This is a genomic window from Bacillus sp. B4EP4a (assembly GCF_006680105.1).
Taxonomy (GTDB): domain Bacteria; phylum Bacillota; class Bacilli; order Bacillales; family DSM-1321; genus Peribacillus; species Peribacillus simplex_E.
Window position 1 is genome coordinate 61,140 of sequence record NZ_VHIK01000047.1, and the last position, 12,637, is coordinate 73,776.

A 12,637-nucleotide genomic window follows, 5' to 3' on the forward strand; every position below is an offset into this window, starting at 1 on the left:
ATACATTCCAGAAGATTTGTTGTTTGGAGGATGTCCGCCATCACTTTAAAGATAAACAGTCCATCCTGTTTGGGGGATTCGGTGGCATAGGGACGCCTCCGGGATTGATCAATCTGATTTTGGAATCAGGTATTAAGGATTTAACCTTGATTGGGAACGATACAGGTTTCCCCGATATCGGAATCGGAAAACTGGTCACCCAACGCCGTGCGAAAAAAGTCATCGTTTCCCATATCGGTTCCAATCCAAATGCAGGACTATTAATGAACAATGGAGAACTCGAAGTGGAGTTCTCTCCCCAAGGGACACTTGTCGAACGCATCCGGGCCGGAGGGATGGGACTCGGCGGGATATTGACTGATATTGGAATTGAGGCTGGTATCGTCCGGGACGGCAAGCAAACCGTAAAGCTAGGTAAGAAAAATTATCTGGTGGAACCGGCATTAACTGCGGATATCGCCATTGTTTACGCAGAAATGGCAGATCCTTATGGAAATCTTATATTTGATAAAAGTGCCAGGAACACGAATCCAATCGTTGCTGCGGCCGGTCAAATCACTATAGTCGAAGCCATGCAAATCGTTCCGCTTGGCACTTTGGATCCAGAGGACATCATTGTACCCGGTGCCTTTGTGGATTATATCATTCCATCAAAAGGAGTCGATTGGAAATGGGTTTGGGAACCGGAGATAGAAACAGAATAGCGAAACGGGCAGCAGCAGAAATAAGCGATGGGATGCTGGTCAATTTGGGAATTGGCATTCCATCACTTGTACCGAATCATCTTTTGAATGATCATAAAGTTATGTTTCATGCAGAAAATGGCCTCGTGGGAATTGGCAGTACTCCTGAAATGGGGAAGGAAGATGCGCATCTTTGCAATGCTGGGGGACTGCCGATCACCATTAGAGCCGGGGCTTCTTACTGCGACAGTACTGTTGCATTTGGGATGATACGGCGAGGCAGGGTGGATATCACGATTCTAGGAGCCCTTCAAGTAAGTCAAGCGGGGGATCTCGCTAATTGGATTGTCCCGGGAAAGCGGGTGCCAGGCATGGGCGGTGCAATGGAACTGGCTGCGAAGGCAAAAAAGGTCATTGTCTTGATGGAACATAACGATAAAGCGGGCATGTCTAAATTAGTCAAAAAATGTACGTTGCCGTTAACTGCCAAAAAATGCGTACATATGATCATCACCGAATTAGGCGTGTTTTCCGTAACTTCGGAGGGCCTCCTATTAACTGATGTATTTGATACGTCCAGCATTCAGGAAATCAGCAATCGGACCGAAGCCTCGTTTACCGTCTCTGAAAACATCCATAATTTAAAAGAATGAGAGAGGAGAATGGATATGTATGAGGAAAAAATAAGTACATGGTTGAATGAACATCGGATGAATGGGGTTCAGCTTTTGCAGAAACTGGTTCAGGAACCGAGCAAAAGGGGGCAAGAAGGAAGTGCACAAGCCATAGTGGTCGAGAAGTGCAGACAACTTGGACTAGAAATAGATCTTTGGGAGATCGGGGATGAACAATTAAGAAAACATCCCCATTTTTATTGCGACCGAAGGGATTTTAAAGGTAATCCGAACCTTGTGGCTATTAAAAGAGGAACAGGCAAGGGGAAATCCCTTATTTTAAACGGACATATTGATGTAGTTCCTGAAGGAGATCATGCAGCATGGCACGATGATCCGTATAGCGGCAAGTTGATAGACGGGAAAGTCTTCGGGCGGGGAACGACGGATATGAAAGGCGGCAATGTATCCTTATTACTGGCCATCGAAGCGATCGTCGAATCTGGAATCAAATTGAAGGGAGATGTGATATTCCAGAGTGTGATTGAAGAAGAAAGCGGTGGTGCCGGCACACTTGCGGCAGTCTTACGGGGGTACAAAGCTGATGGTGCAATCATTCCGGAGCCTACAAATATGAAACTATTCCCTTTACAGCAAGGTTCGATGTGGTTTCGACTGAGAATAAAAGGCAAGTCTGCACATGGAGGCACGAGGTATGAAGGAGTCAGTGCAATAGATAAAGCGGTTGGTGTAATGAAAGAAATCAAGTTGCTTGAACAAGAACGGAATGAGTCACTCCGTCATCCACTCTATAAAAATGTCCCTATCCCGATTCCAATCAACATAGGTAGCATTCAAAGCGGGAATTGGCCTTCCTCTGTGCCGGATACAGCCGTTCTAGAAGGTAGATTCGGCATCGCCCCGACAGAAACCATGGAAGAGGCACAAAAATCGCTGAAGGAGCGAATAGATGCTTTAAACCGGAGTGATGCATGGTTCGAAGAAAAACCTATTGAATTAGAATGGTTTGGGGCCAGGTGGCTGCCTGGCAATCTCGAAATAAATCACCCGCTAATGAAGACAATTGGCACATACTATGAAAAAGTGGTAGGGGAAGAACCGCTTGTCGAAGCGTCCCCTTGGGCGACGGATGGAGGGTATCTATCATCGGTTGGCTCTACCCCCGTAGTTGTGTTTGGACCAGGGGAAACGAAGATGGCCCATGATTCGAACGAATATATAGAGGTCGATAAAATGATGGAGGTTGCGAAAATCATCGCATTGACCATTATTGAATGGTGTGGGGTGGACCAGGAATAATCATTTTTACCAAGGTCTGATTCCAGGTAGGGTCAGGCCTTTCGCAACACATTTTCGAAGATGTGAAAGGAGCGGACAAATGGAGGCTGGAATCATTGAAAAAAGAATTCAAAAGCCAAGATGCACCATACATATTACGATCGATCATTTTAATAAGCGAATCAGGGTTGATGATTATCTAGGTCATTTTCAAGATTGCGTGGAGGAATCTTTGAAGGTGGCTAAAGGCATATCAGCAGAAAAAATCATCTTCAAGTCACGCAGGGAAAACGTTATGGCATTGCTTTCTCAAGGCTTTCTATATGAAGGAAGCATCGATAAATTCTTCTTGGGAAGCGATTGTTTCTTCCTTGTTAAATATAACCGGAATGAAAGGCGCAACAGTGCAGAATGGGAGAAGGAAGATCAAATCCTTAACGATGTTCAGAGACTGCCGACAAAATCCGGACTAGATGATCCGCCGTCAGCTTATCAAGGCCGTAAAGCAGAAGTTACCGATGCACTTCAGCTGGCCCAATTGTATGGTAAGGTATTCGAAGTGTATCCCACACCGATGAATGATCCGGTATATGTGAAAAAGTGCATGGAAATGGGAACGGTTTTTTATATTTATGTCCATGAAGAGAGGATCGTCAGTGCTGCTTCCGCAGAAATTAATTCCTTTTACCATAATGCAGAAATAACCGATTGTGCGACAATGCCAGAACATCGGCAGTACGGCTTGATGAAACACTTGATTTCCTCGCTTGAAGACTATCTTATTTCACAGGGCATTTATTGTATCTATTCGATTGCCCGGTCGCTCTCATTCGGCATGAATGCTGCATTGCATCAGCATGGTTACTCGTACCGCGGACGTTTGGCCAATAATTGTTATATCTTTGATAAACTGGAAGATATGAATCTTTGGGTGAAAAATTTAACTTGAATGCTCATTTTTAGGCGGTTGATGACAAGTTTTTGGCATTTCCTCATATACATTTAGCAAGAAGGTCTTGAGGAGGGATATCTTGCCAAGTGAATTTTTTAATACAAGTGAAGTGTTGGAAGCGATATTAGAAACCATTGATGAAGGCATTCATGTGATAGATCCAAAAGGACAGACCATCTTTTATAACGGAGTGGCGGCCAATCATGATGGGATGAAAAGAAGTGAGGTGCTTGGGAAACCGTTGCTTGAAGCCTTTCCATCTTTGAATCATAAATCATCAACCTTACTCCGGGTCATTAAATCTGAAAAACCAATCTACAACTATAGTCAATCGTATGTAAATGCACATGGGCGAATCATTGAGACGCTAAATACGACACTTCCCATATATGTTGATGGGTTTATGATAGGTGCAATTGAAATTGCCAAGGATTATTCAAGCTTGAAGCAATTATCTGAAAGGTTAGCTGATCTGGAAAGCTCGCTCAAGACGATCAAAAGTCCTGAAAGGAAAACGCCTGCGAACGGCGGATTGTATTCTTTCACGGAAATCCTGACAAATGATAGTGAGTTTAAAGGTTTGATATCACAAGGGAAAAAGGCTGCCCGCTCCTCCTCATCGGTATTGGTTTATGGGGAAAGCGGTGTAGGAAAAGAGCTTTTTGTTCAAAGCATCCACCAGGATTCGAGCCGAGGTAAAGAACCTTTCATCGCGCAAAATTGTGCTGCCCTACCAGAAAGTTTATTGGAATCGCTTCTATTCGGTACGGCAAAAGGAAGCTACACTGGTGCTGTGGAACGTCAGGGATTGTTTGAATTAGCCAACGGCGGAACCTTGTTTTTGGATGAATTGCAATCGATGCCGATTGACTTGCAGGCAAAGCTTCTGCGTGTACTTGAAGATGGGTTCATCAGGAGGATAGGCGGCACAAAGAGTGTACAGGTGGATGTCAGGATCATGGCAGCGATGAATATAGATCCGAAAAAGGCGGTATCGGAAAACAGGCTAAGGCCGGATTTATTTTACCGATTGAACGTATTGAGCTACGAGCTGCCTCCGTTAAGGGAGCGGATTGATGATATAGAGCTTCTTTCTGAACATTTCATATCAATATTTAACAGTAAATTAGGACTGTCGATAAAAGGCATGGATGAGAAGACTAAGGTTTTTTTTCGGAAATATCATTGGCCTGGAAACGTCAGGGAGCTTAAACATACGATAGAATTCATGATGAACCATACGGAGAATGATGTTTTGAATCTTGAAGATTTGCCCCAATTTTTAAAAAAGCCCACCTCATCAGAAAAAATACTTCCGCTTCGTGAGGCCATGATTGAGATGGAAACAAAATTGATTACCGAGGCCCTTCTACAAACGAAGGGTAACGTTTTCCAGGCATCGAAGCTATTGCAAATTCCAAGACAGACCTTGCAATATAAAATAAAAAAACATATTTGAATGAAAAAATCCGGATGCAGCCAGCAGTCCGGTTTTTTTTATGGGCACTCGAATTTTTAGGTCATTTTGGCACCCTTCTTGCATTTAATACTACTATCATAACTCAGGAGGTATAACCATGTTATTTGACTTATATAAGCCAGATCGCAACTGGAAAGATATAGAGCTATGGAAAGATGTAACCGAAGAACAATGGAACAACTGGCTTTGGCAGCTTACGAATACGATCCGAACTGTTGATGATTTGAAAAAAGTGATAAACCTGACTCCGGATGAAGAGGAAGGTGTGAGGATTTCCACAAAAACCATTCCATTGAATATCACCCCTTACTATGCTTCTTTAATGAATAAAGATGACCCAAGGTGTCCAATCAGAATGCAATCGGTCCCAATCTCGGAAGAAATGCATAAAACCAAATATGACATGGAAGACCCCCTTCATGAGGATGAGGACTCCCCTGTACCGGGACTGACCCATAGATATCCGGATCGCGTTCTTTTTTTGGTGACGAATCAATGCTCCATGTACTGCCGTTATTGTACGCGAAGACGCTTTTCAGGCCAAATTGGCATGGGCGTGCCAAAAAAACAATTGGACGCAGCAATCGGTTATATACGTGACACGCCGGCAGTTCGGGATGTCCTTATTTCCGGCGGGGACGGATTATTGATCAATGACACGATCCTTGAATATATCCTCAAAAACTTAAGGGAAATTCCTCATGTTGAAATAATCAGGATAGGTACGCGGGCTCCGGTTGTTTTTCCTCAAAGAATCACTGAAAATTTATGTGCCATTTTAAAAAAATATCATCCAGTTTGGCTGAATACTCATTTCAATACCTCGATAGAAATTACCGAGGAGTCAAAGAAAGCATGTGAGATGCTTACCGATGCAGGTGTACCTGTGGGCAACCAGGCAGTTATTTTAGCGGGGATAAATGACAGTGTCGCAATCATGAAAAAGCTGATGCATGATCTTGTTAAGATCCGTGTCCGCCCTTACTATATTTATCAATGCGATCTCTCGGAAGGCATCGGTCATTTCAGGGCTCCCATTTCAAAAGGGATTGAAATCATCGAGGGGCTGCGAGGCCATACATCCGGGTATGCTGTACCGACATTTGTTGTAGATGCACCAGGGGGTGGCGGGAAAATCACACTGCAACCGAATTATATTCTTTCACAATCACCGACAAAAACAGTGCTTCGTAATTTTGAAGGAGTGATTACAACATATCCCGAACCTGAGAATTACGCACCAGGACTTGCTGATGATTATTTCAAAGGGGTATATCCTGATATGGAAGAAAAACGGTCAGATATAGGAATAGCTGGTTTGATGAACGACAAGCAATTCAATTTAGTGCCAGAAGGGCTGAAGCGAATGAATCGCCGTGAAAATTACGTTACCAACCCGGAGCATGCTTCATTAAAAAATCAACGTGAAAAGCGAGATCAATTAAAAGAAAAGAAATTCCAGGCACAACAAAAGAAGAGTACTCCAAAAGGGGATGAATAGCATGGAAACTTGTCCATGGTGTGAGTTAGGAAAACTTTCATCGGTAACTGGTACGGTCTATTGGGAATTACCAGATGGGACGCGAGCCGTTGAAATTACTGAAACTCCATCTTCCCATTGCGAGAATTGTAAAGCTCTTTTTCAGAGTGATGAAATTGTAAAAGAAATTGAAGATCAGTTATTTTTAATTGATTCGAAACAGTTAGGGAAACAGACGACGTATGACGAGTTATTGAAGATGAAGCGGGTGTTAAAGCGGAATTATTTTGATTTTGGGAAATAACAAAATAATTAGAAGTTGCCTCATCTACTTTTTTTTGGTGAGGTTTTTCTGTGCGCCCGGCGGTGCGGTCTATAGGGTGTACATCTCGAACGGTGAAGGCATTAGTAGCGATTGCTTTCCGTGGTGACGCGGAATTCCGAAGGAAGCAAGCGGTAAATTGAGATATATTATTTTGGAAGCCTCTTTTGGAGAGGTCTTTTGAAATTTCTTCAATGGGTATTAGGGTAGATGAAAAAGCACTGTTAAAACAACTAATTTTTATTTTCAAAATACGAAGAGCAGAAATAATAATGAAAGACCAATTGAACAAAATTAAGATACCTGCGGCTGTCGTAATGTACTCGTAAATTTAATGAAGGAAGAGGGAGTTCCTTAAACTTTTTTAGCTTTTTAGAGAACAAAGCTTGAGCATCACCGCCATCTGCGATGGTCACAAGGAGTGTTGTTACCTGAAATAATGAAACGGTCATCGTTGAAAAACCAGCTAAGATAATAGTTGCATTAAATACATGTGGAAAAAAGAAAAATGATATTTATCTAGTGCCGTTACAAAAGGACTTTCCTTTTCATTAAACTCCCTATGTGCAGTCATATAAACTGCAAGTCCGAGTGAAATGATATAAATCACCACTAGTACTATTAACATTATGATTCCCGCTTTGGGAGCATCTTCTTTCTTTTTTAAGTCTCATGGCCATAAGTCCAATTACTTCTATTCCTCCATAAGCGTAAAAGGCATAGATTAAGGAAGACCAAATACCTTTCCAACCTTCGGGAAATAGTTCATTGACTGAATTAGGAAAACCAGCATGTTTTACATCCCCGTGAATCCATCCGAACACGGCAGCCGCTGCAAGAATAATAAATATAACAATAGCCGCCGTTTTGATAACGGCCAGTAAATTCTCTACTTTATCAAAACCCTCATTGCCGGTTAAAACGACAATAATCGTGAGAATGGCGTATCCAGCTGCAAAGAGCCAAAGAGAAACATTTGGAAACCAAAATCTTGATAAGATCGATGAGCCGTTAATTGGCCACCCATAATCAGGATGTTTGAACTCCAATAGTTCCAGCCGCAGCTTAATCCGGCCCAACGCCCATAAGCTTTGTTAACATAGTAGCAGAAAGATCCATCTTGAGGATCTTCAGCCGTCATTTTAGCTAATAGGCTGTATACAATATAGGTTCCAATAGCTGCTAAAATAAAGGAAAGGACAATTGAAGGGCCTGTTATTTATATACCAATGGCCGATCCAAGAAAAAATCCAGTACCAATCGTGCAGCCAACACCTATTAAGGACAATTGCCACCATTTTAAATTTTCATCTTCACTCACTCCCTTTACTTTGACCACTATGAATAAAAATATCCATGCAGTATCTCCTCACATATTCAAATTCCTTTTCAAAGCAAGTAGGTATTTAGATTACCTGTTTCTCTGAACATGAACATGCCCTCAAATGAATTCATGCATTTTTATCACGCCTTAAAGTGTCTATGTTAGAAATTACCATCATCGATAAACATTATTTGGGATAACTTAGAAATGAAATCTTAAAAGAAAGGATACATATATGAAAATAAAATGGGTTTTATTAGCTATTCTTTCTACCATAGTTAATGTGCTTTCTGGCTGTGAATCATTAGCGGTCTTAGATCCTAAAGGACCTCAAGCCCAAACGCAAGCCAATGTGATTTGGCTATCAATTGCGATCATGGCGGTTATTGTTATTGTTGTTTGTGCCATTTTAGTCTTTGTGTTAACGAAATACCGTGACTCTAAACTACCTAAAGATTATGAACCACCCTACATTGAAGGGAATCATGTTGTTGAAACGATTATTGTTGGGGTGCCAATTTTAATCGTCATTTTCTTCTCCGTTGTTTCTGTAATTTCCAATAATAAAGTGGAAGCCACTCCGGAAGGGTACAAAGGTCAAGATCCATTAGTTATTTACGCTTCGTCATCTGACTGGAAGTGGCATTTTAGTTATACAGAAAACGATATCGAGACAGTAAACTACTTGTATATTCCAACAAATCGACCACTTGAATTTAAACTTTATTCATTCGGGCCTATCACGAGTTTCTGGATTCCACAACTTGGCGGTCAAAAATATGCCATGTCTAACATGGTGACCACATTACACTTAGCAGCGGACGAATCAGGGGAAATGATGGGACGAAATGCAAACTTTAGTGGGAAAGGATTCGCTGAAAATACGTTCCACGTCGAAGCGATGTCTCAAGATAAGTTTGATGAATGGGTAAAGGAAGTTAAAGACACTGCGAAACCTATTACTGAAGTAAGATTCAATGAATTATTAAAACCGGGTCATGAGGGACAGTTAACGTTCACTGGAACCCATTTAGACTTCTCACCAGCTCCAGAAGGTGAAAATGCTGGACATCATCATGGCTCAAGTGACTCTAACGCGAATTCAAAAGGTGAACATATGGAGCATGATCATAAGTCAAGTAATAGTAAGGAAAAATCAGCACACAATCATGAATAATTTCTTAGTCTATCTCAAGAAAAATATGTTCAGAAAGGAAACACAAAAGTATGGGTTTTTTCTCTAGATTTCTTATACCTAATCCTAGTCCCGTCATTTACTCATCAATGGTGGCCATTGGTGTTACTGTTCTCTTGATCATTGTTGGTATAACCCACTTTAAAAAATGGTTTTATTTATGGAGTGGCTGGCTAACAACAGTCGATCATAAAAGAATAGGTATTATGTATTTAATATCTGCTTTGTTGATGCTGTTTCGTGGTGGGGTAGATGCTGTGATGATGCGTGCGCAACTTGCCGTACCGGATAATAAATTATTAGATTCACAGCACTATAATGAAATTTTTTCAACACACGGGGTTGTGATGATTCTCTTTATGGCGATGCCGTACATTATGGCCTTAATGAATTTCGTAGTGCCATTACAAATTGGAGCCCGAGATGTAGCATTCCCACGTCTAAATGCCATAAGTTTCTGGTTATTTTTTATGGGTGCGATGCTATTCAACATCTCTTTTGTAATTGGTGGTTCGCCTGATGCAGGGTGGTCATCTTATTTCCCGCTTGCAGGTAATGAATTTAGCCCGCATGTTGGAACGAATTATTATATGATTGGTATTCAGATAGCCGGAATAGGTACATTAATGACGGGGATTAACTTTTTGACGACTATTCTTAAAATGAGAGCACCCGGTATGACATTAATGAAAATGCCAATGTTTACATGGTCTGCTTTAGTCACAAGCATTATTATCATTTTCGCATTCCCTGTATTAACAGTGGCGCTGATCATGGGAACAATGGATCGACTATTCGCAACCAAGTTTTTCACAATGACTGATGGCGGTATGGATATGCTTTGGGCTAACCTGTTCTGGGTTTGGGGACATCCTGAAGTATATATCTTAATCTTGCCTGCATTTGGTCTTTTCAGTGAGATTATCCCAACCTTTTCACGACGTAACCTATATGGCTATCGATCAATGGTTGCTTCAATGGTATTTATCTCTATATATTCATTCTTCGTTTGGACGCACCATTTCTTTACAATGGGGCAAGCAGCATATGTTAATAGTATTTTCTCGATTACAACGATGGTAATTGCTATTCCGACTGGAATCAAGATCTTTAACTGGTTGTTCACGATGTGGAAAGGTAGAATCAGATTTACCGTACCAATGCTTTATTCAATAGGTTTCATACCTCTCTTCACAATCGGTGGAGTTACCGGTGTTATGCTTGCGATGTCAGCGGCGGATTATCAATACCATAATACAATGTTTTTAGTAGCTCATTTCCACAATGTCATTATTCCGGGTGTAGTATTTGCTGTGCTTGGTGCCGGAACTTACTACTGGCCGAAAATGTTTGGTTTCATGTTGAATGAAAGGATTGGGAAATGGGCGTTCTGGTTTCTAACCATTGGTTTTTGCTTAGCATTCTTCCCTATGTATATCACTGGTTTAGATGGTCAAGCACGTCGTATATACACATACTCTGAATCGACTGGATTTGGACCATTGAATATGATTTCGTTTATCGGAGCAGCTTTTATGGCAATCAGCTTTGTATTAATCGTATATACGATTTACTATAGCATTCGCCATGCTCCAAGAGATGTTGTTGGTGATGATCCGTGGGATGCACGTTCCCTTGAATGGGCTACTCATAATCCAGTACCAGAATATAACTTTGCTATTATTCCACAAGTGAACTCAAGGGAAACGTTTTGGGATGCTAAATATAAAGGTCATGAATTATTCAAGGGTGACTATGAAAAAATTCATATGCCCAATAACAGCGGCGTACCGTTTATCATGTCCTGTATCTTCTTTGTCTTTGGATTTGCTTTAGTATTCAGCATATGGTTTCTTGCGATTATTGGGTTAATCGGTATCTTTGTTTGCATGGCTCATCGTTCATTCGAAATAGATCATGGGCATTACATTTCTGTAGAAGAAATTAAAGAGACAGAAGCAAAATTCGGGGGTGTTAATAAATGGAAATAGATCACTCGCAACCTCTTGAATATAGTACGGAACAAAATCGCCTAAATATTTTAGGCTTCTGGATTTTCCTTGGAGCCGAAATTATGCTTTTTGCAACACTCTTTGCATCATATTTTACATTAGTTGATCGTACGGGTAACGGTCCTACTGGAGCAGAAATTTTTGAAATCACTCCAGTACTTGCTGAAACATTCTTGCTCTTAACAAGCAGTTTTGTCATCGGGCTTGGAATTCATGCCATGCGACTCGGCAACAAGAAAGCCATGTTGACATTCTTCGTAATCACTCTCCTTCTTGGATTAGGATTCTTAGGATTTGAAATTACTGAGTTCATTACCTATTATCGCGAAGGAGCTACACTGCAAACTAGTGCATTTACATCGATGCTCTTTACAACATTAGGGACACATGGAGCACATGTTACATTAGGACTTTTCTGGGGGTTATTTATTATCCTTCAAGTGAAAAAACGTGGGTTGACACCTGAAACAGCCAATAAATCCTTCATTTTCTCTCTTTACTGGCATTTCTTAGATATCGTTTGGATATTCATCTTCACCTTTATCTACATGAAAGGAATGACATAAACATGAAGGAATTATTCCCGGCTAAACAAGTATGGGGTTTTGTATTTTCATTGATTTTGACGTTTGTAGCTCTTTTGGTTTACTTCTTCAGTATGTCAAAAGTAACAGGCATGACGATTTTTATATTGACAGCATTCATACAAGCAGCTGTTCAACTAGTTGTGTTTATGCATGCTCGTGAAACTGATGATAGCAAATCAATTTTTATGACTCTATATTGCGCTATATTCCTAGCTCTAATTACTGTCTTCGGTACAATACTATGTATGGTCTGGGGTTGGAGTTATTGATTCGAAACAGCTTGAAAAACAAACGAAGTACAGTGAGTTAATGAACATGAAAAGACTGTTGAAACGTAATTACTTTGACTTTTAGTGGCAGGGTGTATTACTTTTCCATAAATGAATAAATCCCCTCATTTTAGACTGAACAGTGTAAACCACTATTTCTATCTTAGATGAAGGGGATTTTCCCTTTTGCATAATGAAAGCCTGCGGGTAAATTGGATAATGAGGTTTTGTAGAAATTCCCCCATCCTTCAAGCGGCATGACAGAACATGCTTAGCGTATTTATTATGGGACCTGTGTATAGGTTAAACAAGATTGAAGCACTTCGTTTCCTTTATCGAATCATGAAGAACTAAGTCGTTAAAAGTAAAAAAATTCTTTAAAAGGATGTAATAAATATGGAATGAGTACGATATTTTAGT

General features: G+C 40.8%; 12 protein-coding genes and 1 pseudogene. 12 read left to right on the forward strand and 1 reads right to left on the reverse strand.

Translation table 11 applies throughout. From position 1 onward, the window contains the following. Nucleotides 1–14 precede the first annotated feature (14 nt). The 7 genes from FNK51_RS21735 to FNK51_RS21765 all read left to right on the forward strand — a co-directional run bounded on the left by FNK51_RS21735 (nucleotide 15) and on the right by FNK51_RS21765 (nucleotide 6,812). Nucleotides 15–704: a 3-oxoacid CoA-transferase subunit A gene (locus tag FNK51_RS21735; RefSeq protein ID WP_260398130.1), complete on the forward strand. Its 690-nt coding sequence runs from the start codon at nucleotides 15–17 to the stop codon at nucleotides 702–704. Then, nucleotides 671–1,336, forward strand: a complete 666-nt coding sequence (locus tag FNK51_RS21740; protein WP_141994647.1) for a 3-oxoacid CoA-transferase subunit B — start codon at nucleotides 671–673, stop codon at nucleotides 1,334–1,336. The genes FNK51_RS21735 and FNK51_RS21740 overlap by 34 nt, the downstream gene beginning before the upstream one ends. Nucleotides 1,337–1,345: 9 nt before the next feature. Next, on the forward strand, nucleotides 1,346–2,617 hold the full coding sequence (locus FNK51_RS21745; protein WP_141994648.1) for a peptidase: 1,272 nt from the start codon (nucleotides 1,346–1,348) through the stop codon (nucleotides 2,615–2,617). Between the two features lie 79 nt (nucleotides 2,618–2,696). Next, complete coding sequence (ablB, locus tag FNK51_RS21750; protein ID WP_098369336.1) at nucleotides 2,697–3,545, forward strand: putative beta-lysine N-acetyltransferase; 849 nt, start codon at nucleotides 2,697–2,699, stop codon at nucleotides 3,543–3,545. 82 nt (nucleotides 3,546–3,627) lie between these two features. Beyond that, the gene (locus FNK51_RS21755; protein WP_141994649.1) at nucleotides 3,628–5,007 is read left to right on the forward strand and encodes a sigma-54 interaction domain-containing protein; all 1,380 of its coding nucleotides are present in this window, start codon (nucleotides 3,628–3,630) and stop codon (nucleotides 5,005–5,007) included. A gap of 118 nt (nucleotides 5,008–5,125) precedes the next feature. Next, the gene (gene kamA, locus FNK51_RS21760; protein ID WP_141994650.1) at nucleotides 5,126–6,529 is read left to right on the forward strand and encodes a lysine 2,3-aminomutase; all 1,404 of its coding nucleotides are present in this window, start codon (nucleotides 5,126–5,128) and stop codon (nucleotides 6,527–6,529) included. 1 nt (nucleotide 6,530) lies between these two features. Then, nucleotides 6,531–6,812 carry a YokU family protein gene (locus tag FNK51_RS21765; protein WP_141994651.1) on the forward strand — a complete coding sequence of 94 codons (282 nt, stop codon included), beginning with the start codon at nucleotides 6,531–6,533 and terminating at the stop codon, nucleotides 6,810–6,812. Nucleotides 6,813–7,071: 259 nt separating this feature from the next. Here FNK51_RS21765 and FNK51_RS21775 read toward each other — a convergent pair. Then, nucleotides 7,072–8,169 (reverse strand): annotated as a pseudogene (locus FNK51_RS21775) (amino acid permease); the annotation flags it as partial. 220 nt (nucleotides 8,170–8,389) lie between these two features. Between FNK51_RS21775 and qoxA the strand changes: the two are divergent. From qoxA to FNK51_RS27595, 5 genes are read left to right on the forward strand one after another with little or no spacing between them, the layout of a single operon-like run. Then, on the forward strand, nucleotides 8,390–9,331 hold the full coding sequence (gene qoxA / locus FNK51_RS21780) for a cytochrome aa3 quinol oxidase subunit II (protein ID WP_141994652.1): 942 nt from the start codon (nucleotides 8,390–8,392) through the stop codon (nucleotides 9,329–9,331). Between the two features lie 50 nt (nucleotides 9,332–9,381). After that, nucleotides 9,382–11,340, forward strand: a complete 1,959-nt coding sequence (qoxB, locus tag FNK51_RS21785; RefSeq protein ID WP_098369341.1) for a cytochrome aa3 quinol oxidase subunit I — start codon at nucleotides 9,382–9,384, stop codon at nucleotides 11,338–11,340. Then, complete coding sequence (qoxC, locus tag FNK51_RS21790) at nucleotides 11,331–11,927, forward strand: cytochrome aa3 quinol oxidase subunit III (protein WP_098369342.1); 597 nt, start codon at nucleotides 11,331–11,333, stop codon at nucleotides 11,925–11,927. Before qoxB ends, qoxC begins: the two co-directional genes overlap by 10 nt. Nucleotides 11,928–11,929: 2 nt before the next feature. Continuing rightward, on the forward strand, nucleotides 11,930–12,217 hold the full coding sequence (qoxD, locus tag FNK51_RS21795; RefSeq protein WP_141994653.1) for a cytochrome aa3 quinol oxidase subunit IV: 288 nt from the start codon (nucleotides 11,930–11,932) through the stop codon (nucleotides 12,215–12,217). Next, complete coding sequence (locus FNK51_RS27595; protein ID WP_353617951.1) at nucleotides 12,213–12,302, forward strand: YokU family protein; 90 nt, start codon at nucleotides 12,213–12,215, stop codon at nucleotides 12,300–12,302. Before qoxD ends, FNK51_RS27595 begins: the two co-directional genes overlap by 5 nt. Nucleotides 12,303–12,637 lie beyond the last annotated feature (335 nt).

Bases quoted from the DNA above. Each gene is read 5' to 3' on its own strand.
- qoxC (WP_098369342.1), top strand. From the start codon at position 11,331: ATGGAAATAGATCACTCGCAACCTCTTGAATATAGTACGGAACAAAAT.
- ablB (WP_098369336.1), top strand. From the start codon at position 2,697: ATGGAGGCTGGAATCATTGAAAAAAGAATTCAAAAGCCAAGATGCACC.
- FNK51_RS21765 (WP_141994651.1), top strand. From the start codon at position 6,531: ATGGAAACTTGTCCATGGTGTGAGTTAGGAAAACTTTCATCGGTAACT.
- FNK51_RS21745 (WP_141994648.1), top strand. From the start codon at position 1,346: ATGGATATGTATGAGGAAAAAATAAGTACATGGTTGAATGAACATCGG.
- kamA (WP_141994650.1), top strand. From the start codon at position 5,126: ATGTTATTTGACTTATATAAGCCAGATCGCAACTGGAAAGATATAGAG.
- qoxA (WP_141994652.1), top strand. From the start codon at position 8,390: ATGAAAATAAAATGGGTTTTATTAGCTATTCTTTCTACCATAGTTAAT.
- FNK51_RS21740 (WP_141994647.1), top strand. From the start codon at position 671: ATGGGTTTGGGAACCGGAGATAGAAACAGAATAGCGAAACGGGCAGCA.
- qoxB (WP_098369341.1), top strand. From the start codon at position 9,382: ATGGGTTTTTTCTCTAGATTTCTTATACCTAATCCTAGTCCCGTCATT.
- qoxD (WP_141994653.1), top strand. From the start codon at position 11,930: ATGAAGGAATTATTCCCGGCTAAACAAGTATGGGGTTTTGTATTTTCA.